The sequence below is a fragment of the Halorussus halobius genome, from assembly GCF_004765805.1.
In the GTDB taxonomy this organism is placed as follows: domain Archaea; phylum Halobacteriota; class Halobacteria; order Halobacteriales; family Haladaptataceae; genus Halorussus; species Halorussus halobius.
Window position 1 is genome coordinate 540599 of record NZ_SBIU01000003.1, and the last position, 24128, is coordinate 564726.

At 69.6% G+C, this 24128-nt stretch carries 24 protein-coding genes; 10 read left to right on the forward strand and 14 right to left on the reverse strand.

Annotated features, from left to right (window positions below):
- Positions 1 to 34: 34 nt before the first annotated feature.
- The 4 genes from EPL03_RS09460 to EPL03_RS09475 form a co-directional block, all read right to left on the reverse strand.
- Positions 35 to 340 (reverse strand): DUF7565 family protein, encoded by a 306-nt coding sequence (locus tag EPL03_RS09460; RefSeq protein ID WP_135829081.1) that lies wholly within the window; start codon positions 338 to 340, stop codon positions 35 to 37.
- Positions 341 to 620: 280 nt separating this feature from the next.
- On the reverse strand, positions 621 to 1271 hold the full coding sequence (locus EPL03_RS09465) for an HAD family hydrolase (protein WP_135829082.1): 651 nt from the start codon (positions 1269 to 1271) through the stop codon (positions 621 to 623).
- 87 nt (positions 1272 to 1358) lie between these two features.
- Positions 1359 to 2513, reverse strand: a complete 1155-nt coding sequence (locus tag EPL03_RS09470; RefSeq protein ID WP_135829083.1) for an acyl-CoA dehydrogenase family protein — start codon at positions 2511 to 2513, stop codon at positions 1359 to 1361.
- Between the two features lie 99 nt (positions 2514 to 2612).
- Complete coding sequence (locus tag EPL03_RS09475; protein WP_135829084.1) at positions 2613 to 3887, reverse strand: M24 family metallopeptidase; 1275 nt, start codon at positions 3885 to 3887, stop codon at positions 2613 to 2615.
- A gap of 138 nt (positions 3888 to 4025) precedes the next feature.
- Here EPL03_RS09475 and EPL03_RS09480 point away from each other — a divergent pair, with 138 nt between their 5' ends.
- Positions 4026 to 5075: a M50 family metallopeptidase gene (locus tag EPL03_RS09480; RefSeq protein WP_135829085.1), complete on the forward strand. Its 1050-nt coding sequence runs from the start codon at positions 4026 to 4028 to the stop codon at positions 5073 to 5075.
- A 340-nt stretch (positions 5076 to 5415) separates the two neighbouring features.
- On the opposite strand, the gene EPL03_RS09485 is transcribed toward EPL03_RS09480, so the two are convergent.
- Both EPL03_RS09485 and EPL03_RS09490 read right to left on the reverse strand, forming a co-directional pair.
- Complete coding sequence (locus EPL03_RS09485) at positions 5416 to 6342, reverse strand: ATP-grasp domain-containing protein (protein ID WP_135829086.1); 927 nt, start codon at positions 6340 to 6342, stop codon at positions 5416 to 5418.
- An 85-nt stretch (positions 6343 to 6427) separates the two neighbouring features.
- Positions 6428 to 7381, reverse strand: coding sequence for an ATP-grasp domain-containing protein (locus EPL03_RS09490; protein ID WP_135829087.1), 954 nt, complete (start codon positions 7379 to 7381; stop codon positions 6428 to 6430).
- A gap of 124 nt (positions 7382 to 7505) precedes the next feature.
- Here EPL03_RS09490 and EPL03_RS09495 point away from each other — a divergent pair, with 124 nt between their 5' ends.
- Positions 7506 to 8108, forward strand: a complete 603-nt coding sequence (locus EPL03_RS09495; protein ID WP_135829088.1) for an HD domain-containing protein — start codon at positions 7506 to 7508, stop codon at positions 8106 to 8108.
- Between the two features lie 125 nt (positions 8109 to 8233).
- Positions 8234 to 8671: a dCTP deaminase/dUTPase family protein gene (locus tag EPL03_RS09500; protein WP_135829089.1), complete on the forward strand. Its 438-nt coding sequence runs from the start codon at positions 8234 to 8236 to the stop codon at positions 8669 to 8671.
- 118 nt (positions 8672 to 8789) lie between these two features.
- Here the strand turns inward: EPL03_RS09500 and EPL03_RS09505 are convergent, their stop codons facing one another.
- The 3 genes from EPL03_RS09505 to EPL03_RS09515 are packed head-to-tail and all read right to left on the reverse strand — an operon-like array spanning position 8790 to position 12150.
- The gene (locus EPL03_RS09505; protein WP_135829090.1) at positions 8790 to 10010 is read right to left on the reverse strand and encodes an ABC transporter permease; all 1221 of its coding nucleotides are present in this window, start codon (positions 10008 to 10010) and stop codon (positions 8790 to 8792) included.
- A gap of 58 nt (positions 10011 to 10068) precedes the next feature.
- Complete coding sequence (locus EPL03_RS09510; RefSeq protein WP_135829091.1) at positions 10069 to 11334, reverse strand: FtsX-like permease family protein; 1266 nt, start codon at positions 11332 to 11334, stop codon at positions 10069 to 10071.
- Positions 11335 to 11373: 39 nt separating this feature from the next.
- Positions 11374 to 12150 (reverse strand): ABC transporter ATP-binding protein, encoded by a 777-nt coding sequence (locus EPL03_RS09515; RefSeq protein WP_135829092.1) that lies wholly within the window; start codon positions 12148 to 12150, stop codon positions 11374 to 11376.
- A 210-nt stretch (positions 12151 to 12360) separates the two neighbouring features.
- On the opposite strand from EPL03_RS09515, the gene EPL03_RS09520 reads away from it, so the two are divergent.
- A complete protein-coding gene (locus tag EPL03_RS09520; protein WP_135829093.1) occupies positions 12361 to 12555 on the forward strand; it encodes a hypothetical protein in 195 nt (64 codons plus the stop codon).
- Between the two features lie 85 nt (positions 12556 to 12640).
- Positions 12641 to 14350 carry an alpha-amylase family protein gene (locus tag EPL03_RS09525; RefSeq protein ID WP_135829094.1) on the forward strand — a complete coding sequence of 570 codons (1710 nt, stop codon included), beginning with the start codon at positions 12641 to 12643 and terminating at the stop codon, positions 14348 to 14350.
- 17 nt (positions 14351 to 14367) lie between these two features.
- Here the strand turns inward: EPL03_RS09525 and EPL03_RS09530 are convergent, their stop codons facing one another.
- On the reverse strand, positions 14368 to 14751 hold the full coding sequence (locus tag EPL03_RS09530; RefSeq protein ID WP_135829095.1) for a DUF4112 domain-containing protein: 384 nt from the start codon (positions 14749 to 14751) through the stop codon (positions 14368 to 14370).
- 100 nt (positions 14752 to 14851) lie between these two features.
- Between EPL03_RS09530 and EPL03_RS09535 the strand changes: the two genes are divergently transcribed.
- Positions 14852 to 15673 carry a nucleoside phosphorylase gene (locus EPL03_RS09535; RefSeq protein WP_135829096.1) on the forward strand — a complete coding sequence of 274 codons (822 nt, stop codon included), beginning with the start codon at positions 14852 to 14854 and terminating at the stop codon, positions 15671 to 15673.
- Between the two features lie 37 nt (positions 15674 to 15710).
- Here the strand turns inward: EPL03_RS09535 and EPL03_RS09540 are convergent, their stop codons facing one another.
- On the reverse strand, positions 15711 to 17324 hold the full coding sequence (locus EPL03_RS09540; protein WP_135829097.1) for an outer membrane protein assembly factor BamB family protein: 1614 nt from the start codon (positions 17322 to 17324) through the stop codon (positions 15711 to 15713).
- A gap of 337 nt (positions 17325 to 17661) precedes the next feature.
- Here EPL03_RS09540 and EPL03_RS09545 point away from each other — a divergent pair, with 337 nt between their 5' ends.
- The gene (locus EPL03_RS09545; protein WP_135829098.1) at positions 17662 to 18258 is read left to right on the forward strand and encodes a class I SAM-dependent DNA methyltransferase; all 597 of its coding nucleotides are present in this window, start codon (positions 17662 to 17664) and stop codon (positions 18256 to 18258) included.
- Between the two features lie 60 nt (positions 18259 to 18318).
- Here EPL03_RS09545 and EPL03_RS09550 read toward each other — a convergent pair whose 3' ends face one another.
- The 3 genes from EPL03_RS09550 to ribH are packed head-to-tail and all read right to left on the reverse strand — an operon-like array spanning position 18319 to position 20357.
- Positions 18319 to 18771, reverse strand: a complete 453-nt coding sequence (locus EPL03_RS09550; RefSeq protein WP_135829099.1) for a hypothetical protein — start codon at positions 18769 to 18771, stop codon at positions 18319 to 18321.
- A gap of 39 nt (positions 18772 to 18810) precedes the next feature.
- Complete coding sequence (locus EPL03_RS09555) at positions 18811 to 19953, reverse strand: pyridoxal phosphate-dependent aminotransferase (protein WP_135829100.1); 1143 nt, start codon at positions 19951 to 19953, stop codon at positions 18811 to 18813.
- Positions 19954 to 19955: 2 nt separating this feature from the next.
- Positions 19956 to 20357, reverse strand: a complete 402-nt coding sequence (ribH, locus tag EPL03_RS09560) for a 6,7-dimethyl-8-ribityllumazine synthase (RefSeq protein WP_135829101.1) — start codon at positions 20355 to 20357, stop codon at positions 19956 to 19958.
- A gap of 80 nt (positions 20358 to 20437) precedes the next feature.
- On the opposite strand from ribH, the gene EPL03_RS09565 reads away from it, so the two are divergent.
- The 3 genes from EPL03_RS09565 to purE all read left to right on the forward strand — a co-directional run bounded on the left by EPL03_RS09565 (position 20438) and on the right by purE (position 24078).
- A complete protein-coding gene (locus tag EPL03_RS09565; RefSeq protein WP_135829102.1) occupies positions 20438 to 22201 on the forward strand; it encodes a flippase activity-associated protein Agl23 in 1764 nt (587 codons plus the stop codon).
- A gap of 69 nt (positions 22202 to 22270) precedes the next feature.
- The gene (locus EPL03_RS09570; RefSeq protein WP_135829103.1) at positions 22271 to 23446 is read left to right on the forward strand and encodes a 5-(carboxyamino)imidazole ribonucleotide synthase; all 1176 of its coding nucleotides are present in this window, start codon (positions 22271 to 22273) and stop codon (positions 23444 to 23446) included.
- On the forward strand, positions 23443 to 24078 hold the full coding sequence (gene purE, locus EPL03_RS09575; protein ID WP_135829104.1) for a 5-(carboxyamino)imidazole ribonucleotide mutase: 636 nt from the start codon (positions 23443 to 23445) through the stop codon (positions 24076 to 24078). The genes EPL03_RS09570 and purE overlap by 4 nt, the downstream gene beginning before the upstream one ends.
- Positions 24079 to 24128 lie beyond the last annotated feature (50 nt).

Below are 24128 nucleotides of genomic sequence, written 5' to 3' on the forward strand. Positions count from 1 at the left end.
GCTGTGATTCCAGCGGTGGAGAGTGAGACGCCGCTCAGAGGCCGCCGGTCACTTCGTCGAGTCGGTCGACCACCTGCTGGAGGTCCGCGTCGTCCTCGACGGCGTCGCGCACGCGCTCGCGCCGCCGGACCTCGGCCGCGCTCGCGCCGTACGCCCGGACGTACTCGGCGCGCGAGTGCTCGTCGAACGCGTGCCGGATGGCGAAGTAGCCGTCGGGGACGACCGACCCACAGACCTTGCACTCCCGGCGCTTGTGGTCGGTCGTCTGGTGGACGATGGCCGCCTCCACGTCGTCGAACGTCTCGCTGCACTCGTCTATCCCGCACTCCCAGTCGCTCATGAACGAGGGGTCGCAGGCCGAGAACAACAAGGTTTCGCCACGACCTTCTGCTGCGCTCCGGGCCGCGCGAAGCGCGGCCCTCCGCTGGCAAAAGCTCGACCAAAACCCGTCGTCACCCCCTCCGGAGCGCCGGAGGCGCTCTGTCGAGGGTTCCTCGGGCCGCTCGCGCACTCGCGCCGACGCTCGTTCGCTCGCGAGACAGTTGCTAGCTCGTTCGTGGACTGGTCGGCCAGTCGCTTCGTGGCGTCGTCGGCCGGTCGGTTCACGGAACAGTCCGGCCTCAGTCGAAAAGCGTCGGCACCTCGGCGAGCGATTCGACGGTCGCGTCCACGCGGTCGCCGGTTCGCTCGGCGTCGTCCGCCGCGAGATAGACGCCGGTAAAGCCCGCGTCCTGTGCGGGCACCACGTCGCGCTCTACGTCGTCGGCGACGAAGACGTACTCGTCGGCCGGAATCGCGTCTTTCGCGGCGGCGAAGATTTCGGGGTCGGGCTTGCCGGCTCCGACCTCGCCCGAGACCACCACCGCGGCGAAATACGAGTCGAGGTCGTGGTGAGCCAGCTTTCGGCGCTGGACGGCGGCCGCGCCGTTGGTCAGCACGCCGAGCGCACAGTCCGGACGGTCGAGCGCGGCGAGCGCGTCCCGGACGCCGGGCCGTGGCTCGGTCGCGGAGACCTCGCGGTCGACGTACGCCTCCGCGAGCGTCTCGAAGTCGGCCACGAGGCCGAACTCCGCGCGGAGGTCGGCCATCGCGGCCCGATAGGGTTCGGGATGGCAGTCGTCGAGATGCTCGAACAGGTCCTCCCGGTAGCGCTCGTAGTAGTCGGGCCCGGAATCGACGCCGGCGTCCGACAGCGCCGCCTCGAAGAGGGCCTCGAAGTCCTCGGGGAGTTCGAGCAACGTCCCGTCGAGGTCGAAGAACACGGCTCGCATGGACCGTCGTTCACACCCCGGCGGGAAAAGAGTCCGGTCGCCCGGCAGTTCCGGCGCGACGGCCGGGGACACGGACCACCGGCCCCCTCACCACTGCCGATAGACGAGGTTGCGCTGAATCTCGTTCGCGCCCTCGTAGACCACCGGAACGCGGACGTCCCGGTACACCCGGGCGATGCGGCGGTCGGTCAGAATCGAGCGCCCGCCGTGGAACTGCATCCCCTGCTCGGCGCAGTCGGTGGCGGTCTCGGTTGCCTTCGTCTTGGCCATCGCGGCCCACAGGCCGGCGTCGTCGCCGTCACGGACCTTCTCGGCGGCCCGGTAGGTCAGCGCGCGGGCGGCCTCGAACTCCAGTCGCATGTCGGCGAGGCCGTGCTGGACCGCCTGAAAGTCGGCGACGGTCCGGCCGAACTCCTCGCGGCCGTGGACGAACTCCCACGCCTCCTCGATGGCGGCCGCCGCGAGGCCGAGGCCGTGGCCCGCGACGACCACGCGGCCGAAGTTGAAGAACTCCGCGAGCAGCATGAACCCCGCGCCCTCGTAGCCCACGAGGTTCTCGGCGGGAATCCGGCAGTCGTCGAAGACGACGTGGGCCTGCTTGCTCGCGCGCATCCCCATCTTCTCGGGGATGTGTTCGGCCTCGTACCCCTCGGCGTCGGTCGGGACGATGAACAGCGAGTGGTTGCCGTAGCGGTTGTCCGGGTCGTCGCCGGTCCGGGCGTAGACGGTGAGCCAGTCGCCCTCGACGCCGTTTCCGATCCAGTACTTCTCGCCGTTCAGCACCCACTCGTCGGCCTCGTCGTCCTTCTCGGCGGTGGTCTCCATCCCGGTCAGGTCGCTCCCGGTGTCCGGTTCCGAGACCGCGAGGCCGGTGACGGCGTCGCCCTCGGCGACCGGGCGGAGGTACTCCTCGCGCTGTTCGTCGGTGCCGTACTCCTCGACTAGCTCCGCGCCGAAGCTGGCCAACTGGAGCGTGAGGGCGATGCCGGCGTCCGCGCGGAACCACTCCTCGGCCACCGCGAGCATCTGGACGACGTCGAACCCCTTGCCGCCCCACTCCTCGCCGATGTCCTGAGCGACGAGGCCGGCGTCCTGTCCGGCCTCCAGTATCTCCCACGGGTACTCGCCCGCGCGGAAGCACTCCTCGGCGTTGGGCGCGATGTGTTCGTCGGCGAACGCTCGGGCCTCGCGTTTGACCTCGCGGGCGTACTCGGGGACGAGGTCGTCTGCAAGCAGTTCCATACTGCCGACGAGGGGCTACAGGAGGATATAATCCGGGGGCACGGTCCGAGAGCCCGGCGGCTTTTCCGGGCGGCCCGCCGGACCGATTCGACGACCGCGTCAGTGGTCGATGGTCGTTATCTCCTCGACCGGCCACTGGCTCAGAATCTCGACGCCGTTCTCGCGGACGACCACCATCTCCTCGACCCGAACGCCCTGCCGGTCGGCGGGCCGCATGGTCTCGACCGCCATCGTCATCCCCTCCTCGATTTCGATGGGATGGTCGGGCGAGATGCCCCGCCAGATGAGCGGCACCTCGTAGAGTTGCAGGCCCAGCCCGTGGGCCCAGTGGTTGGTGGTCATCTCCCAGAACTCGTCGGCGTCGTACCAGTCCATGTGCTCGCCCTCCTCGTCGGGGAAGCCCCGACAGATTTCGTCGGTGGTCGCGCCCGGCTCGATTCGTTCGAGCACGTCGTAGAGGTCGTCGCGGGCCTTCTCGTAGGCCTCCTTCTGGGCCTGCGTCGGCTCGCCCACGCTGAAGGTGCGGTAGTAACACGACCGGTAGCCCATGAAGCCGATGTTGTAGAAGTCGGCGTACACCAGGTCGCCCGGCCGAATCACGCGGTCGGTGGTGTTGGCCTGATGCTTGGGCCACGTGTTGGGCCCCGAGGTGACGTAGCCGCCCTGGACCATCGCGCCGAGCCGCCAGAGTTCCTTGGTGGCCTCGCCCCACACCTCCGACTCGCGCATGCCGGGCTTTGCGGTCTCGGTGATGCGCTGGAAGCCGGCCTCACACAGCGCCGCGACCATCCGCAGACACTCTATCTCGTCGCGGGTCTTTATCTTCCGAGCGTCCTCCATCGCCTGGGCGCACTCGCCGGCCCGGACGTCGACGCCCCGCTCCTCGAACTTCGAGACGAGGGCCTGATTGCCCACGTCGATGCCCATCGGTTCCTTGTCCACGCCGTACTCGTCCATCGCGGAGACGACCAAATCGGCCATCTTGCCCTTGAGCCAGTCGCGCGCGGAGTCCCGGCCCGACGCTCGCGGGACGTTGCCGAGGCCGGGCGCGGCGTACCGGACGTCGTCGAGCCACGGGCAGTTGAACCGCTGGTTGCTCGCGTGGTCGGCGGTGTCCCAGTGGACCACGTCGCCGTCCTCGGTGACCAGCGTGTAGTGGTCGGCCCCGCTCCCGCCGGTCATGGCGAGGCCGGTGACGTACCTGACGTTGGGGTCGTTGATGAGGAGCATGCTTCCGAGCCCCTGCTCGCGCATCTGCTCGACCGCCCGCTCCTTGCGCTCGCGGCGCATCCGCTGGAAGTCGATTCGCTCCTCCCAATCGACGCCCATCGTTCCGCGCGTTCCTTCCATGAAGTCGCGCCGATAGAAACTCATGTGCAACGCTTCTCCGAGCGCGATAATGAAAGTAGGTGACTCGCCGCGACGGGACTGTGGCCGGTTTCGCTCCGGACGAGCCAACCCAAGATATTAAACGTATTGCGAGGATATTGAATTAAGAACGGTATCTGGATTATGCTCTCGGTCACGGAACGAACGCCGCTCGAAACGGAGGTGGAGGAGGCCGACACCCGGTTCGGGTTCACGTGGGTCTGCGTCGACGGGAAGTACCGGATTCGCTCGCCCGACGACCAGTTCAAGGAGGTCCCGAAAGTGGTGGTCGACACCCTGAGACAGCAGGCGTCCGAGACGCCGATCCAACAACTCATCGACGAGACGTCCGAGCGAGACGCCGACGCGGCGGACGTCCTCCGGGAGATGTACGAGGGCGACTTCATCCGGGAGGGCGCGCCGGTCGAGCGAGTGGCGTCGCCCGAGGACATCCGGCTCTGGCACCGGGTGCTGGCCGTCGGGATGCTGTTGTGCGTCAACGCCGTGTTGTGGGTCACCACCCTGTCGAGCCTCGCCCAACCGTTTCTCGACCGGCCGTTCGGCTACCTCTTCGACGCCGTGCCGCTCCTGATTCCGTTGATACCGCTCTCGGTGGTGGTACACGAACTGGGCCACTACCACACCGCCCGGAAACAGGGGTTGGACCCGTCGTTCGGTGCCTCGGTCATCAACGGCGTCGTCCCGGCGGTCGTGACGAAGACCCACGGCGGGTGGTCGCTCCCGCGAAATCGCCGGATGTGGAACACGTTGGCCGGGCCGGCGTACGGTCTCGTCTGGACGCTCGTCGTGTTCGGCGTCTACTACGCGCTCTTCCCGCATCCGGGCGTCGCGGTCGCGGGCATCCTCTGTTTCAACCTCCAGTTCATGGCTCTCAACCCGCTCTTCCACGGCGACGGCTACCTGCTACTGACCGACTTTCTGGACGAGCAGAACGTCCGAACGCGCGGGATACGCCACCTCAAGCAGCGCCGTCCCACGTGGCTGGCGGCGTACGCCGCCGCCTCGTACGGGTTCGTCGTCGTCGGACTGCTCGTGGACCTCGTCCTCGGGTATCTGGTCGGCAAGTGGGCGGGGTCGGCGCTCGTACTGGCCGCGTCCGGCGCTATCTACGCCGATTCGCGCTACGACGTCGTCGACCGACTGCGGGCGACCGTCTCGCCGTTCGGCGGCTGAACGGACCGACAACCCCGTTCGCTCGCCGACGCCATACGGGAAAGTTTTCTAGGAATAAACAAAACTTTTAATACTATATAGTCGTAATTAATGGGCGTAGCATGAACGAAACGTTCATCGAAGCTCTGAACGAGGAAGAGACGCTCGAAGACCGCGAACAGACCCAGCACACCAGCGCGCCCCACGACGACAAGTAACCGCGCGGTTCCGGGCGCGACGGCGGGGTCGTCGACGGGCCCCGTACGTCGTGCCGACTTTTTGCGAGACTGCTTGGCGACGTGAGTTACGTCCATCAGCCGATAGCTCGCTCGCGTCCGGATGAGTACGTCGACCCGGCCACTCAGTCCACGAGCGCGTCGGCCAGAACGCCCGCGACGTCCGTGGCCCCGTGGAGGTCGTGGAACGCGAACCGGGGACCGGGGTTGGCTTCGAGGAGCGCGTGGTCGTCGTCCGCGACCCGGAGGTCCGCGGCCCCGAACCGAATCGGCGCGGCGTCCGCAGCGCGTTCGACGTCGCGCCGAACCTCGTCCCGGAGGTCGACCGACTCGGCGTCGTCGGTTCGGACGTCGGTCTTGTACGTCCACTCGTCGACGACGTAGCGACTCGCCCCGACGACCTCGCCGTCGAGGAAGAACGCCCGCACGTCGTCGCCCGGCACGTACTCCTGAAACTGGACCGGGGCGTTCGACAGCCGGTCGAACGGCGCGTCTTCGACGTCGCTTTCGGACAGCCGACCGGGCCTTTCGCCCTCGGTGAGGGCCTTGTAGACGACCTCGCCGTGGTCGGCGACGAACTCCCGAGCGCGGTCCGGGTCGGTGGTGAACAGGGTGTCCGGGACCGAGACTCCCGCCTCCGCGAACTGCTCCAGTTGGAGCGGCATGTAGGTGTCGTAGTACTGGGTTCCCGGCGGGTAGAACACCGTCGCCCCGTGGCGCTCGAACAGTCCGAGCAGCGAACGGAAGACGCCACGCCACTGGTCGACTTTCGTGAACAGGTTCGCCGCCCCTTCGGTCTCGAAGTCGTCCGCGAACCGGGTCAGTACGGGGTGGAAGATTTGATGGACCCACGGGAAGACGGCGGTTACGTCCTCGACGTCGAACTCCCGGTCGACGATGACAGTTTCCGCGCCCACGTCGTAAGTCACCGGACTATCGCTCGGCCAGTCGGTCATGTCCCACGCGACGGGGTCGCCGCCACGGTCCTCGATGGCGTCCGAGAGCAGTTCGAACTCCTCGTAGTCGGTCTGTCCGACGAGTACGATGGTCATCGGTTCGTTCGACGCGACCCTCGGGTAAAAAACGTTCACACGGAGAGTGGAGTAAACGGGAGCGCCGTCCGGCGGACGACTCCGATTACGCGGACGACTCGACCAGATACTCGGCGATTCGGCCGGCCACGTCGGTCGACCCCGCGAGGTCGTGGGCCGCGAACCGGCCGGGCGTGTTGCTCTCCAGCACGGTGAACTCCCCGTCGTCGGTGAGTCGCACGTCGACCGCCGCGTACTCGGAGGGCGCGAGTTCGCCCGCGCGGACGACGGTATCGCGGAGGTCGGGGTCGGGCGAGAGCGCGACCGACTCGACGTCGCTGTAGTCGACCGACGGCTGCTGGAACGAGAAGGCGTCGCCCTCGTAGTCGTACCGGACCATCCCGGCGAACTCGCCGTCGACGACGAACCCGCGCGTGTCGTCGCCGGGCACGTACTCCTGTAGTTTTATCGGCGCGCCGGCCAACTTCCGCAAGCGGTCCGGGGTGAGGTCCGAGGGGCGTATCAGTTCCAGCCCCCGACCGCCGTTGACCGGCTGGACGACCGCTTTCGAGTGGTTCTCGACGAACGCCTCGACGCGGTCGGGATCGTTTGTGAACGTCGAGTCGGGGACTGGAACGCCCTCGTCGTCGTACCGTTCGAGCATCAACGGTCGGTGAAACGTCCAGTAGTGGTCCCTCGGCGGGGTCGGCGTCTTCGCACCGTGTTCCTCGAACGTGGCCATCAGCGACCAGAACAGCTGCTTCCACTCCCGACGTTGGGTGTAGGCGGCCCGTTCGGATTTCTCGTCGAACCAGTCGTAGTGGGTGTCGAGCGGCGAGAAGACCGTCTGCACCATCGAGAACACGCCGGTCACGTCGTCGAACCGAATGGGCTCGCCGAACACGCAGTTCCCGCTCCCAACGGCGTGTTCGACGGGTGTGTCACCCGGCCACTCGGTAACGTCGACGCTGACCGTCTCCACGCCCCGCTCCTCGACCGCTCGCCGCACGAGCTGGTGTTCTTTGTACGTCTCGATGTCGCCGATAATAACGACAGTCATTGCTCGGTAATTGCACACTACGCACAAATATTTTGCTCGAATTCGACGAAACGATTCCGGCGCGCCGGGACTCCTCGCGCCCGAGACACGAACGCTTACGTGCCGTGCCGAAGACCCCCGAATCATGGTTGGCGATGGCCCCGACTACGACGCACAGGTCCGCGAGGCGTTCCCCGAGATCGCCGACATCGAGGACGACGCCCTCCGCGAGCAGGTGGTCGAGGCGTGGACGCTCGCGCTCGACCGGGGCGGCTGGCGGGACGTGTCCGACGTGCCCTACGCGTGGAACATCCACGAGAAGACCAACGTCGAGCACGTGCGCGGGGTCACCCGCATCGCGGTGCGGTCGGCCGAGGAACAGCGCGAGTTCCACGGCGCGGACCCCGACCTCGACGTGGTCCGGGCGGCCTGCCTGCTCCACGACGTCGGCAAGTGCTACGAGTACGTCGACCACGTCGACGACGAGACCCTGCTCGACCCCGACCCGACCTACGCCACAGAGGAGATTCCCCACTCGCTGTCGGGCTACGCGCTGGCCCACGAGGTCGGCTGTCCGCTGGCGGTCCAGCGCGCCATCCCCCACTTCCTCGGGGAAGTCCCCGACCGCACGCTCGAAGCCGAACTGGTCAAGAGCGCCAACTCCGCGAGTTCCAACGCCATCACCCAGTCGGCGATGGGCATCACCCTCCAGGAGTGGGTCGAAAAGTACAGCCAGACCACGGACTGAATCAGCGTAGCCCGACCGTCGACCGCGAGCCCGCCGAGGGCGTTCGAGGCGCTATCGCCTCGAACTGGCGTCTCCGACCGACACCGACGCCCCCACTTTTGGTCGTGGCGGTCGTGGGTCGGGCCGTGCGACCGAGCCAACTCACCGCGCTGGTCGACGGCCTGCTCCACGAGGAGACCCAAGTCACCGAGCGCGGCCTCGACCTGACCGCGAGCGAAGTGCTGGAGATAGCGACGCCCGGCCGGGTCGACTTCGGCGGCGACGAACTCGACCGCGCCAACGTCTCGGCCCACGAGAAGGTGTGGCGCGACGACGAGGACGACTACCAGTGGTGGCACCTCGACGGCGGCCAGTACCTCGTGGAGTACAACGAGCGGTTGACCGCCGACCGACCGCTCCGGGTCCAGACCCGCGACGCGGTCCGGGTTCGCGGTGCGTTCCACCCCACGGTCGAACTCGCCGCCCTCGACCGGATGCCCCTCTCGGTGGCCCCAGGCGGCATCCGGCTCAAGGAGAACGCCCGAATCTCGACGCTGCTGCCGCCCGAGGAGGGGACCGAGTAGCGCGCTGGACCGAGGAGAGCGGTACTGCTCACCGAGGGCGGTAGTTGATGCACCGAGCGCACGTGGCCAGTGGTCGCCCGTATCCGGCCACCGAAGGCGTCGACGCCGACTCGGCCACTCAGGTCGAGAGCTGGTCGACGCTGACGGTCCGGACGGTCCGCCAGCCCGCGACGGCGGCGGCGGCCGTGCCCATCACCAGCGCGATGGCCGCGCCGACCACCAGCACCGACCCCGGCGTCTGGACCAGCCCCTCGAAGCCGACGAGTTCGGCCGCGACGAAGTCGAGCGCGAGCGCGGAGGGCGGCGTGGCCGCGACTCCGACCAGCCCGCCGAGCGCGCCGAGCAGGACGCCCTGGGCGGCCACCATCCCGACCAGCGTCCGGGTCGACATGCCCAGCGCGGTCAGGGCCGCCAGCTCCTCGCGCTGCTGGAAAACCACGGTCGAGAGCACGTTCACCGTGAGCGCGAACCCCGCGACCACCGCGAGCACGACCAGCGCCGCCCCGACCGCCAGCACCACCGCGTTCTGCCGGAGGACCGACTGCATCTGCTCGTCGTTGGTCCGGACCTCGTACTCGGGGTAGGCCCGCTGGAGCTGCTGGGCCGTCGCGGTCGCGTTCGTCCCGTCGGTCAGGTCGACCGCGACGAACGTCGCTCGGTCGGTGCCGGTCGTTCCGGTGACCGCCTGCAGCTCGCTCAGGTAGGTCGTGACGGTGGGCGCGCCCAGGAAGCTGGAGAACGTCGAGGAGATGCCCACCACGGTAAACGAGTTGTTCCGCGCGCTCTCGACCGACGAGCCGACGTACAGCGTGTCGTTGACTCCCACGTCGAACAGTTCGGCCGTCCGCGGGTCGACCACGACCTCGTCGAATCGCGGCCCGTCGTAGCTCCCGTTGGCGTAGTGGTCGTCGCCGTGGGGCAGTTCGCCCTCCTCGTAGTCGATGAAGGGGCCGCCGCCCGAGACGCCGACGCCGACCACCGTCTGCATCTCGCCCGAGTCGTTGCCGACGTACACGCCCTGGAACGCCATCGGGATGGCCGACTGGACCTCCGCTCGGGCCTCGACGTCGCGGGCGACCTCGTGGGAGTTCAGCAGCGACGCGCCGAACCCGCCCGACCCGCCTGGACTCCCCGAGATGCTCCCGCCGGTTATCCAGAGGTCCCGACCCGAGGCGTCGAACTGCTCGCGGCCGGTCTCGACCACGCCGTAGCCCACGCCCGCCAGCAGCGTGGTCGCCAGCACCGCCACCGCGACGCCGACGACCGCGAGCGCGGTCCGGGTGCGCTCGTGGCGCAACTGGGCGGCCGCGACCGCGAGCGCGGTCCGGAGCCGACTCATCGGTCCGCCCCCGTGCCCGTCCGCCGTTCGCTCGCCCCGACGGCTCGACGGTTCGGTCTCACCGGATTACCTCCGTGACGCTCTCGGTCCGGCGCTCCATCGCGAGCAGGTACGGCGCGACCAGCAGCCCGATGAGCGCCGAGACGCCCAGCCCGTAGGCCACCAGCGCGGGGTGGAAGCTCGCGACCGGGACGGGCGCGATGGCCCGGACGGCCGCCCAGTTGAGCCCCGCCGTGGCGGCGTACGCCAGCGCGACGCCGAGCGCGCCGCCCGCGAGCGTGAGCGCGAGCGCCTGCACCGCGAGCAGGGTCGCCCGCGCCCGGCGCGAGACGCCGATGGCCGCGAGTGTCGCCAACTGCTCGCCGTCGGCCTCGACCTGCAGTCCCTGCGTGGTGGCGACGAACAGCGCGCCCACCACCACTGCGACCAGCAACGCGGCCACGCCCATCGCCAGCGGGAGCTCGGAGTCCATGGACTGCTGGGCGGTGAACCCGGCGCGGGTGACTGCGGTCGCGCCCTCGAACTCGGCTTCGAGGTCCGACTCCAGCCCGCCGGCGGTCGACTGGACGAGTATCTGGTCGGCCTGGTCGGCCCCGGCCGCCCCGGTAATCGTCTGTAGCTCGCTCAGGTGGACGACCATCACGGGCGCGCCCGACAGCCCGGACTCGACGGCCGCCGACTCGACGGCCGTGACTCGCAGGTCCCGAGCGCCCCCGCCGGACGTGGCTCCCGCGACCGAGAGGCTGGCGTTCTCGGCGGCGCACGCCGACGAGTCGTTGCCACACAAATCGAGGTTCCGCGCCGCGCTGGTCGAGACGACCGACTCGCCGGTCCACTCGCCGCCGTAGCTCCCGTTCGCGAAGTGCGGGTCGCCGGGCGAGAGCGGCGCGGTCGGCAGGCCCGCGACCCGGCCGAGGTCGGGCGCTGGCACCACGCCCACGCCGAGGACGTACTCGCTCTCGTCGCCCGCGCTCACCTCCAGCACCGAGACCAGTACCGGCGTGGCGTGCTCGATTCGGTCGTCGTCGGCCAGCGCGGCGGTCTTGGCGTGGACGTCGCCGAGCTGGGTCGAGGAGGCCGACACCACCATCGTCGAGACGCCCCCGCCCTCGGGCACGACCCAGTAGTCGACCGCGTCGCCCCGGACCGTGGTGCCCTCGACGAGTCCGAGCCCGGTCGCGGTCACGACCAGCATGAGCGCCACAGCGATGGCGACACCGAGGACGCTCGCGGCGGTCTGGCGCGGCGCGGTCCGGGTCGCCTTGGCCGCGGTCCGGCGGAGCGCGACCCCGACCAGTCCGAGCCATCGAGTCAGCGACGACATTCGCTCACCCCCGAGCGTCGTCGCGGCCGCCTCGGCCCCCTACGCATCCTGCACCCGCCCGTCGAGCAGTCGGATGACGCGGTCGGTCCGGTCGAGCGCCTGCTCGTCGTGGGAGGCCAGCACGACCGCCCGGTCGCTGGCGACCTCCGCCAGCAGGTCGAGGACGGCCGCGCCCGCGTCGGTGTCGAGTTCCCCGGTCGGCTCGTCGGCCAGCACCACCAGCGGGTCGCCCGCGAGCGCCCGCGCGACCGCGACCCGCTGTTGCTCGCCGCCCGAGAGCTCGCCCGGCCGATGGGTCAAGCGGTCGCCCAGTCCCACCCGGTCGAGCAGGTCGGCCGCGCGCTCGCGGCGCTCGGCCTTGCCCACTCCGCGCTCGACCAGCGGGAGCGCGACGTTCGCGCGCGCGGACAGCGACGGCAACAGGTGAAAGCGCTGGAACACGATGCCGACGCGTTCGAGCCGCAGGCGGGTCAGCGCCGACTTCGAGAGCGTCGACACGTCCTCGCCCGCGAGCGTGACGGTGCCCTCGGTCGGCGTGTCGAGGCCGGCCAGCAGGTGGACCAGCGTGGACTTGCCGCTCCCGCTGGGCCCCGACAGGCCGACGAACTCGCCGCGCTCGACGCGGACCGACACGTCCGACAGCGCCGTGACCGTGGGTCTCTCGTCCCGGTCGTTCCGGCCGAACGAGAACCAGCCCCCGCGGCCGCCCCGCCCGTAGCGCCGCGTGACGTTCGCGCAGGTCACCACCGCGTCGCCCCCGTCGACCGATTCGCTCGCGTCCGATTCCCCGGTCGCTGTTCGCGTACTCGCATCCATCAGTCCCCCACCAGAACGACTGTGTGGAACACGCGGACGCACTTAGCGTTTCAGACCGTTCCCGGCGACCCGGGGTTAATTAAACGGCACGCGCCGGATTCGGGTGGCTCCCGGGCGTCCGGTCGCGTGGCACTCGCGGGACCGGGGCCGAGCGGGACGACCGAATCGTCGTCCGGAAGAATTTTTATCGCGCCGGGGCTCGTCCGGAACGTGGCCGAGAGCATCGTCGACCTCGTCGAGGAGTGGCAGACCGGGTTCTTCTTCCTCGTGGGGATGGGAATCGTCGGCCTGCTCACCGGCGCGGTCGTCGGTTTGGTCGCCGGAGCTGTCGGGCGATTTGTCGGCCTCCTCGCGGGGATGGTGCTTGGATTCCTGCTGGGTTCGTACGTGCTGTACGGGCGCTGATCGTCCGGTCGGGTTTCGAGTCCGCTCGCCCGCCCGCACCAGTTTTCCGGCTGGCGGTCGACGAACGCCGAAGGGAGGTTTCCGGATGCAGACCACCGACCGCTGGTACGAGAACGCGACCATCTACGCCGTCGACGTGGAGGCGTTCGCCGACGGGGACGGCGACGGCGTCGGCGACTTCGCCGGACTGACCGACCGCCTCGACTACCTCGAAGGGCTGGGCGTCGACTGCCTGTGGTTGTTGCCGTTCTACCCGTCGCCCAACCGGGACAACGGCTACGACGTGGCCGACTACTACGGTGTCGACGCCCAGTACGGCACGCTCGGGGACTTCGTGGCGTTGGTCCACGCCGCGCGCGACCGGGGCATCAGGGTCATCGTCGACCTCGTGGTCAACCACACGTCCGACCAGCACCCGTGGTTTCAGCGCGCCCGGGAGGACCCCGACTCGCCGTATCGGGACTACTACGTCTGGCGCGCGGACCCACCCGACGACCCCGACCCCGAGCGCGGCCCGGTGTTCCCCGGCGAGGAGGAGTCGGTGTGGAGCTACGACGAGGCCGCCGAGGCCTTTTACTACCACCGGTTCTACCACTTCCAGCCCGACCTCAACCTCGCCAACGAGGCGGTGCGCGAGGAGATACGCAAGGTACTGGAGTTCTGGCTCCAGTTGGGCGTCTCGGGGTTCCGCGTCGACGCCGCGACGCTCATGATAGACAACAAGGGCGGCCTCGAATCGACGCGGCTCGACGACCCCCACGGCGTCTTGCGGGAGCTGCGCCGGTTCGTCGAGCGCCGGGGCGACGACGCCATCCTGCTCGCGGAGGCCGACGACGACCCCGACCACCTCGCGGACTACTTCGGCGACGGCGACGAGATGAACGTGTTGCTCAACTTCCTGCTGGACGCCTACCTCGTGGCGGCGCTCGCCGAGGAGTCGGCCACGCCGATTCGCACGGTACTGGACCTGCTGCCCGAGATTCCCGCGGGCGGCCAGTGGGCCAACTTCCTCCGGAACTACGACGAACTCAACGTCGGCCGACTGCCGCCCGAGGCTCGCCGAACCGTGTTCGACGCGTTCGCGCCCGACGAGGGGATGCGCATCTACGGCCGGGGCATCCGGCGGCGACTCGCGCCCATGCTGGACGGCGACCGCGACCGCATCGAACTCGCCTACAGCCTGCTGTACTCGCTGCCGGGGACACCGCTGGTGGTGTACGGCGACGAGATAGGCATGGGCGAGGACCTCTCGCTGCCCGGCCGGAACGCGGTCCGGACCCCGATGCAGTGGGCCGACGAACCCAACGCCGGCTTCTCGGCGGCCGACCCCGACGACCTCGTCCGGCCCGTGATCTCGGGCGGGGAGTTCGGCTACGAGTCGGTCAACGTGGCCGACCAGCGGGGCGACCCCGACTCGCTGCTCCAGTGGTTCTCGCGGCTCAACCGCCTGCGGTCGGAGTGCCCCGAGGTGGGTCGCGGCGACTGCGAGGTGCTTTCGGTCGAGGACCCGGCCGTCTTCGCCCACCGGATGACCAGCGACCGCGGCCGGGTCACGGCGGTCCACAACCTCGGCGCGGACCCGACCCGCGCGACGCTCGCGCTCGGTAGCGGGCCCGACCACTCGACGCCGACTCGACTGTTCGGCGACGCCGAGTTCGCGCGCGTCGGCGGCAGTGGAAACGGAACGAGCGACGCTAGCGAGGCAGGCGCTGGCGACGAGGCGGGCGCTGGCGAGTGGCGATTCGACCTCGGCCGGTACGGCTACTGCTGGGTTCGGGACGGGGAGGCGGTGTGACCCGCCAGTGCGATTCGTTACGCTCCGCCCCCGAACTCGGCCTCCAGCAGCGCGACGTTGCGCTCGTTGGCCTTCCACACCGCATCCACGAGCGTCCCGAGGACCGGAATCGACCCCACGACCGCGTCGACGAGGACGTTGAGGACCATCTTGACGAGGGTGTCCTGCGAGGCACCCATGCGCGCGCCCTCGGCGACGATGTACAGCGACATGGCCGCCGCCACCGCGTCGCCGCCCACGGGCAGGATGCCCAGAATCGGGTCGAGGCCGACCCTGTAGTTGAGTACGGGAATCTCGAGCGCTTCGTCGAGCAGTCGACTGAGCGCGCGGACCCGCTCCATTCCCGGCGGTTCGTCCTCCACCCGGACGTCTATCGGCTCGCCGGCGGATTCGGATGCCATACCCGGACGTAGGGCGGCGCGCGATGAAAGGGTTGCTGGCCCGCCCGTCCCGCACTTGCTGACGAACCCTTTATGTCCGGCCGCCGAGTAGTCGCTGGGCATGACCGGCGACAGCGAAGACCCCAACGACGAGGTGCAGTACCACGTCGACGTCGGCGAGGGCGACGTGGCGAACGCCGTGCTCCTGCCGGGCAACCCCGAGCGCGTCGAGAAGATAACCCGGTTCTGGGACGAGAGCAAGGAGGTGGCTCACCACCGCGAGTACCGGACGGTCACGGGCGAGTACGACGGAACGCCCATCAGCGTCACCTCCACGGGCATTGGGAGCCCGTCGGCGGCCATCGCGGTCGAGGAACTCGCTCGCGTGGGCGCGGACACCTTCGTCCGGGTCGGCTCCTGCGGGGCCATCCAGCCCCAGATGGACGTGGGTGACCTCGTCATCACGACCGGCGGCGTCCGGCAGGAAGGCACCAGCGACGAGTACGTGCGCGAGGACTACCCCGCGGTCGCGAACCACGAGGTCGTCTCGGCGCTGGTCGCGGCCGCCGAGCGACTCGACTACGACTACCACACCGGCATCACGATGAGCGCCGACAGCTTCTACGCCGGGCAGGGCCGGCCGGGGTTCGAGGGGTTCGAGGCGGCCGGAAGCGACGAACTGGTCGAGAACCTCACGGCCGCGAACGTCAAGAACATCGAGATGGAGGCCAGCGCCATCCTGACGCTGGCGAACGTCTACGGCCTCCGGGCGGGCGCGGTCTGCTCGGTGTTCGCCAACCGCGAGACCGGCGAGTTCATGACCGAGGGCGAGAACCGGGCGGCCGAGACGGCGAGTCTGGCTGTCAAGCTACTGGCGAAGATGGACGCCACGAAGGCCGAGGCCGGCGTCGAGACGTGGCACCCGGGGCTGAGTCTGGAGTAGCCGGCTCGGGACGTGTCCGAATACGCGTCGCTCCTCGTCAGTCGTCCGCGGCGAGAGCGTGGATTTCGGTCCCGCCCACGAAGACCGCGCCGTCGGCGACGACGGGGCCGGTGAACGAACCGGGTGCAGTAACGCGACGTTCGGCGACCCGCTCGCCGGAGTCGAGGCGGTGAGCGAGGACCGTGGTCCCTGCAGTCGTGTAGATGCGGCCGTCCGCGATAGCGGGAGCGATGGCGGCCGTTTCGTCGAGTTCGGTCCGCCACTGCTCGCTGCCGGAGACGGCCTCGACCGCCCACATGACGGGTGCGTCGCCGCTCCGGGCGTAGCCGACGACGGTGCCGTCGGCGACGCCGACGCTCCCGACGCCCTGGTCTCCGGCGTCGTACGTCCACTGGACCTGACCGGTCGACCGCGAGAGCGCGTACGCGGTACCCGACTGGTCGAGGACGACGACCGCGTCGTCGACGACCGTCGGGCTTATGGGGGCGTCCTCGGCGTCGAACGTCCACAGCGCGTCGCCCGACGCGACGTCCAGCGCGGCGACCGTCGACGTCCGGTCGCGGTCACCGAACACCTGAACGGCGGCGTACACCGCGTCCTCGTCGACGGCGAGCGGCCAGAACACGACCGACTCGAACTCGTAGGTCCACCGCTGGTCGCCGCTCGAGGGGTCCAGACACCTGACGGTCCCGGTCTGGCTGTCGCCGTCGTTGGTTGCGACGACGAGTGCGTCGGCGGTGACGGCCGGCCCGGACAGGACGGCGTTCTCGAACGTGGCCTGCCACCGGCGGGTGCCCGACGAAAGCCGATGTGCGCTCAGGCCCGAGGCCCGTGGCACGTACACCGTATCGTCGGAGACCGCGAGTCCGCCGAACGCGTCGCCGCCGTCGTACCCCGTCACCCAGTCGATTCCGCCGGTGGCGGCGTCGAGCGCGAGCAACTGACTCTCGGTGGTCGAGACGAGCCGACCGTCCGCGACGACGGGCGGGTAACTGGCCCCACGGGCCGGTTCTCGGCCCGTGGCCTGCTCGCCCGACAGCTGGTGACGCCACGCCGGCAGGAGCGTCTCCGGTCCCGTCGTCGACGAGGACGCCGAGTTCGCGGCGTCGAACGCGAACTGCGGCCACGCGTCCGCGACTCCCTCGACGGAGGTCTCGGTCGCGTACTGCTCGCCGACGCCGTCGGGATTGTCCGTGACGACGACGGTCCCGACGGCACCGGTTCGGGCGTGCGGTTGGCACTCGTACTCGTAGGTGCCGTAGACGTCGAACGTGTGGACGTACTCGTGGCCCGACTCCTGGAGTTCTTCGACGCCGGACCAGTCGGCGTCGGACGGCTGGCTCGTCACGTGAAGGTTGTGGCCCGCGTCCCCGTTCCACGTCCATCTGACGGCTTCCCCCGGTTCGAGCGCGACCTCCGAGGGCTCGAATCCGAGTTCGTCGTCCGGCTCGATCTGGACGGTCGCCCCGACAGGTCCGGACGATGCCGAGTCCGACGTCCCCGTGGTCTCGGTCCGTTCGGTTTCGGTCGAGGTCGGCGACTCCTGTGACGTGGTGGTGTCCTCGGTGAGGCGCAGACAACCTGCGGTCGCGGACGCACCGAGCAGGCCGAGGAGCCCGCGTCGAGTGTGATTCCGACCCTCTTGGCTCATGCGTAGGACAATACTGAACGAACACTTACCGATTGTGACTTCTCGAACGGTAGTCTGTTTGGCGTATCGTTTCGGCGAGCCGTCCGCCGGGTCGCACCCCCGACGCTTCCCGCCGGGGGACGCCAGATTTTAAATACGATGGCGAGACCAGTTCGGCCCGGACGCCTCGTGCGGTCGCGGGCAGGCCGCCGGCACCTCGTCCGGCCCAGCCGACCGGTGGCACGGCCACCAACATCTCTCCGGTGGCACGGCCACCCACACCTCTCGACCGCCAGTCCGACTAACCTGAAAGAAGGCTGCGCCAGATTGAACAGCGACCGCTCCGAATCCCCGGCGAATGACCGACCGCGACACCGTCGCCACCTACCAGTCGGTCGCCGAACAGTACCGCCAGCGCCACGCCGACCGCTCCGGGATTCGAGAACTGGTCGAGCAGTTCCTCGACGCGCTCGACGACGCCACCGGCGGCGAGCCCGGCTCCGTCGTCGACGTGGGCTGCGGTCCCGGCTGGGAGTCGGCCATCTTCGCCGAGCGCGGCCACGAGGTCGTCGGCGTCGACCTCACGCCCGCGTTCCTCCGGCTCGCGCGCGAGGAGGCACCGGCGGCCTCGTTCGCTCGGATGGACATGCGGAGCCTCGGGCTCGCCACCGACGCGGTCGACGGGCTCTGGGCGTGCGCGTCGTTCCTCCACGTTCCCCGCGGGGACGCGCCGGCGACCCTCCGGGAATTCCGGCGCGCGCTCCGGCCGGGCGGCGTCGTCTGCCTGTCGGTGAAGCGCGGCCACGGCGAGCGCGAGGGCGACACCTACGACGAGGACGGTCGACAGTTCACGCTCTACCGGGCCGAAGAGCTCCGCGAACTGGTCGCAGACGCCGGGTTCGAGGTCGAATCGGCGTCGGGCGGCAAGTGGATTCGACTCCTCGCGCGGGCCTGAGCCGCGCCGCGACTGCGGCGTGACCGGCCGCGCGAACGCGGCCGGTCACGCCCCAGCGCATCACTCCCCGACGCGACGAGCGACGGCCTCGGCGGTTCGCCATCCGAGCGCGCCGAGGTACGCCAGCACCGCGAGCGCCAGCGTCCCCAGGCACGCGAGTACGACGGCTCCGGGTCCGAGTCCGGTCGCACTCGCCACGGACCACGCGAACAGCGGGACGAGGAGGCTGGCGAGTCCGCCGACCCCCGCCGCCACGAACAGCCGCCGCTGCCACCGGCCGAACCGGACGCCGTAGCCCTCGCCCGGCGGGATGGCGAACCCGAGCGAAGACACCACGAACCCGCCGAGCGCGAGCAACCCGAAGAAGAGGGTTGCCAGCCCTTTCGCGAACCCGTCGCTTTCCGGCGGTGGCTCGGGGATGGTCTGTAACTGTGCGAGCGACACTGCGACCACGAGCAGGCCGAGGCCGGCGACCGGAAGCTGGAGGGAGCCGAGCGCGGACCGGAGGTTCATATCCGATGGCAGATGTATCGCGAGGATAAGCCTTGTGCCCTACAGCAGGTCGGCGTCGACGAGACGGTCGACCGCCTCGCCGATGCGCTCGGTGCTGTTGGCGTACGAGATGCGGGCGTATCCCGGCGCACCGAAGGCGCTGCCCGGAACGGTGGCGACGTGGGCCGATTCGAGAGCCGCCTCGCACCACTGCTGGTCGTCCTCGGTTACGGGCATCATCAGGTAGAAGGCACCGTCCGGCTCGGGCGCGTCGACGCCCTCCTCGCCGAGCCGGTCGAGCAGGAACTCGCGGCGCTCGCCGAACGCCTCGACCATCTCGTCGACGGCGGCCTCGGTGTGTTCGAGCGCTTCGACGCCCGCGCGCTGGACGAAGTTGGTCGCACACGACACCGAGTGGGAGTGAAGCTTTCCGGCCTCGGCGATCAGGTCTTCCGGGCCGGCGAGGTAGCCGAGCCGCCAGCCGGTCATCGAGTAGGCCTTCGAGAAGCCGTTTATCGTGACCGTGCGCTCGGCCATCCCGTCGAAGGTCCCGAGGCTCGTCGGCTCGCGGCCGTAGGTGATGCGCTGGTATATCTCGTCGCTGACGACCGTCACGTCGTGGTCGACCGCGAGGTCCCGGACGCCCTCGAGCGCGGCGTCGGAGTAGACCGCGCCCGTGGGGTTGCTCGGGGAGTTGACGACCAGCAGGTCGGTCTCGTCCGACACCGCGGCTGCGAGGTCGTCGAGTCCGGGTTCGAGCTGGAAGTCGTGGGGCGCGAGGTCGACCCGGTTCAGCTCGCCGCCCGCCAGCTTCGCCATCGCCTCGTAGGACACCCACGCGGGGTCGAGCAGGACCACCTCGTCGCCGTCGTCGACGAGCGTCTGGAACGTCTCGTACAGCGCCTGCTTCGCGCCGGGCGTGACGATCACCTCGTCGGCCCCGTAGTCGAGGCCGTCCCCTCGGAGCTTCTCGGCGATGGCCTCCCGGAGCTCTCGAATCCCGTTCGAGGACGTGTAGCCGGTGTGGCCAGCGTCCATGGCCTGCTGTCCGGCCTCGACCACGTTCTCGGGCGTGGGGAAGTCCGGTTCGCCCACGCTGAGGTCCACCACGTCCGCGCCGTCGGCTTCGAGTTCGGCGGCGAGGTTGCTGATGGCCAGCGTGGCGCTCGGTTCGACGCGTCGGATGCGTTCGGAAAAGTCCATGGTCAGAGTTCCTCCACCAGGTCGACGGCGGCTTCGACTGCTTCGGCTCCCTTGTCCTCGCGCTCGCGGGCTTCGGCTCCGGACATCCCCGGGCCGCTGACGCCGAACGTTACGGGCGTGTCCCGGTCGAGGCTCACGTCGGTCAGCCCCTGTGCGGTCGCGTCGGCGATGACCCTGTCGTGGTCGGTGTCGCCGGTGACGATGGTGCCGACGACGGCCACCGCATCGATGCTGTCGCGGCGCGCGAGTCGGTCGGCGGCCAGCGGCGCGTCGTACGCGCCGGGCACCCGCAGGGTCTCGACCACGTCGGCGTCGCGATCGCCGGCGGCTTCGCGGGCGCGGTCCTCCATCTGCTCGGTCACCCCGCGGTTGAACCGCGAGACGACGAGGCCGAGGGAAACCATGTCGGGGTCGATGGCGGGCCGAGTAAAAGAACTACCGTTCTCCGGAAAACTTGTGTAACCGGGGATACACTCCCGAGACGATGACTGCTGACGAGAGCCGCACGAACGCCCGACGCCGGGCGCGTGAGTCCGTGACCGGGCTCGGTCGCTCGGTGGGCACGCGGACCGCCGCCGCCCTACTCGCGGTGACGGTGCTGGCGCTGTCGCTCCGGCTGTTCGCGCTGGGTACTCGGGTGTTCCACTGGGACGAGGCCCGCGTGGGCTACTGGATACTCCGCTACGGCGAGACCGGCGTCTGGGAGTACCACGCCGTCATCCACGGCCCGTTCTTCTACCACGTCAACAACTACCTGTTCGGCCTGTTCGGCGCGAGCGACTTCCTCGCGCGCGTTCCCGTCGCGGTCGTGTCGGGGCTGCTCCCGCTGACCGCGTGGCTGTTCCGCGAGCGCCTCCGCCGGGTCGAGATGGTGGTTCTGGGACTGCTACTCGCGGCCAACCCGGTCGTGCTCTACTACTCGCGGTTCATGCGCAACGACGTGTTGCTCGCGGCGTTCATGCTGTTCGCGCTCGGCTTCTACGTCCGGTTGTTCGACACTCGCAAGCCCCGGTACCTCTACGCGGGGACGATCGCGCTCGCGCTGGCGTTCACCACCAAGGAGAACGTGCTGGTGTACGTGGTGACGTGGCTCGGCGCGGTCGTCCTGCTGGCCGACCACCGCCTCCAGTTGCTCGCCGGGGGCGACGACCGCCGCGCGCTCGTTCGGGAGTGGGTCGGGGACGCGTGGCGCTCGCTGTGGGACGACCGGTGGGCGCTCCACCTCCTACTCGGGGTCGTCACCTTCTTCGCGGTCATCGTGTTCTTCTACGCGCCGCGCGCGCAAGGGGTCCCCGGACCCGGCCTCTGGAAGGCGTTCTCGGACCCCGGTCTGTTCCCGGCCGTCATCGAGGACGCCACGATAGGGTCGTGGGAGGAAGCGATGGGCAAGTGGGGCGAGGGCAATCAGGGGTCGTACGTCGAGTCGTTCCTGCAACTCGGGTCGTTCCTGTGGGCGGGGGCGGCGGCGGTCGTCGTCCTCGCGCCCGTCGGCTTCCTCGCGGACAGATACGCCGACCGTCGCCCCCGCGACGTGGTGTCGTTCACCTTCTACTGGGGGTTCGTGACGGTGCTTGGCTACCCCGCCATCGTGGAGAACGACTTCCCGTGGGAGGTCGTCCACGCGGTGGTGCCGCTGGCAGTGCCCGCCGCAGTCGGGGTGGCGCTGCTCGTTCGGTGGGGCGCGGCGGCCGTGACCGATGGCGACGGCGTGAGCGCCGCGCTCGCGGCCCTGCTCGTGTTGCTGGTCGCCGGCCAGGTCGCGGCCACGGCGGTCAGCACGACCTACGCCCACCCGCAAGACCAGTACCTCGACGACGCCGGCCAGGAGGAGAACCTGCTCGTCCAGTACGGCCAACCCGCCGAGGGCATCCGGCCGACGCTCGAAACCGTCCAAGCCGCCAGCGAGGCCAACGACGGCATCGACGTGCTGTACTACGGGTCGGACTTCTACGTCGCCGACGAGAGCGACGCCGACGACTGGTCGGCCCCCGGCGGCTGGTACGACCGGCTCCCCATCCCGTGGTACACCGAACTCGCGGGCGCGGAGGTCGACAGCACCACCGACCTCGGCGTGGTCGGGTCCGACTCGCCGCCGGTCGTCGTCGCGCGCGCCGAGGACGCCGAGGCGGTCGGCCAGCGACTCGGCGATTATCGAGCGTTCGAGGAGGAACTCACCATCTACGGGAGCGAGACCGTGTTCTTCGTCGACGAGGAGTACGTCGACCGCGAGGCTGTCGCCGACGAGTAGGCATGGACGTGTACATCGATAGTCCGGGTTGAGAAATTTTATGCAGTCCTGTCCACAACGTCGGGGTAGATGAGCGACACACCAACGCTGGGCGTCGTCGGCGGCGGCCAGCTCGGCCGGATGCTGGCGGAGGCGGCCGCGCCGCTGGGCGTCGAACTGGTCGTCCTCGACCCGACGCCGGACTGTCCGGCCGCGCCGGTCGCCCGCGACCAAATCGTCGGCGACTTCGACGACGAGGCGGCGGTCCGCGACCTCGCCGAGCGCGCGGACTACCTCACGTTCGAAATCGAGCTGGCCGACCCCGACGTGCTGGCCCGCGTCGGCGAGCAGTTCGGCGTCCCGGTCCACCCCGACCCCGAGACGCTCCGGACCATCCAGGACAAACTGGTCCAGAAGCGCGCGCTCGCCGAGGCAGGCGTCCCCGTCCCCGAGTTTCGCGCCGTGGACGACCGCGCGGACCTGCTGGACGCCATCGAGTCTTTCGGCTTCCCCGTGATGTTGAAGGCCCGCGAGGGCGGTTACGACGGCCGGGGCAACGTCCCGGTTCGCGACGAGACCGACGTCGACGACGCGCTGGCCGAGATTTCGGCCGCGACCGACGGCGACGACGTCGGCGCGATGGCCGAGCAGTTCGTCGAGTTCGAGCGCGAGGTGTCGATAATCGGCGCGAAGGGCGAGGACGGGACCGCGACCTTCCCGCTCGGCGAGAACGTCCACCGCGAGGAGATACTGCGCGAGACGGTGGTGCCGGCCCGGACCGACGAGGCCACCGCCGAGCGCGCCCGCGAAGTGGCCCAAGACGTGCTCGACCTGCTCGACGGCCGGGGCGTGTACGGCATCGAGCTGTTCGAATCGCCCGATGGCGATATTCTGGTCAACGAGATCGCCCCTCGACCGCACAACTCCGGCCACTACACCATCGAGGGCGCGCTGACTTCCCAGTTCGAACAGCACGTCCGCGCGGTAACCGGGCGACCGCTCGGCGCGACCGACCTCCGGAGTCCGGTGGTCTCGGCCAACTTGCTCGGCGACGTCGAGGAGCGCCAGTCGGTCGAGATTTCGGGCGTCGAGGCGGTGCTGGGTCACGCCGGCGCGAGCTACCACTGGTACGGCAAGCGCGAGGTGTATCCCCTGCGGAAGATGGGCCACCTGACCGTGGTCGGCGACTGCGAGAGCGACGCCGAATCGACCGGGGACCTGCTTCGAGACGCACGCGACCTGCGCGACGAGGTGACCTTCCGATGAGCGAACTCCAGCGACTGATAGACGACCTGCGAGCCGAGGCGCAACGCGACAGGAGTCCGGAGGAGACGCCCGAGATCGGGCTCATCATGGGCAGCGACTCGGACCTCGACGTGATGGCGGGGTCCGAGGACGGCCGACCCGGCGCGTACGACGCGCTGACCGAACTCGGGTTCGCGGAGGTGACCGACTACGACGACCCGCCCGAGGCCCGGTACACCTTCGAGACGTACGTGGTGTCGGCCCACCGCACGCCCGACCTGATGTACGCCTACGCCGAAACCGCCGAGGCGCGCGGGCTGGACGTGATAATCGCGGGTGCCGGCGGCAAGTCCGCCGACCTGCCCAACATGACCGCCTCGCTGGCCTATCCGCTCCCGGTCGTCGGCGTGCCGGTCCAGGAGAAGTCGCTGCCCTCGGTCGTAGGGATGCCGACCGGCGCGCCACTCGTCGCGGTCGACGCGGCCAAGTCGTTCAACGCGGCCCTCTCGGCGGTCCAGATGCTCGCACGCGAACACGACGAGCTGCGCGACCGGCTGGTCGAGTACCACGACGACTTGCAGGAAGGCGTCGCCGACGTCTCCCGGCGGCTCCACGAGGAGGGGACGCCGGGATTCCGCGCCGACCGCGAGTAGCCGTTCGTCGCTGCGGACGGGGTTTCGTGGGGATGCAGTCGCGGTGCGCG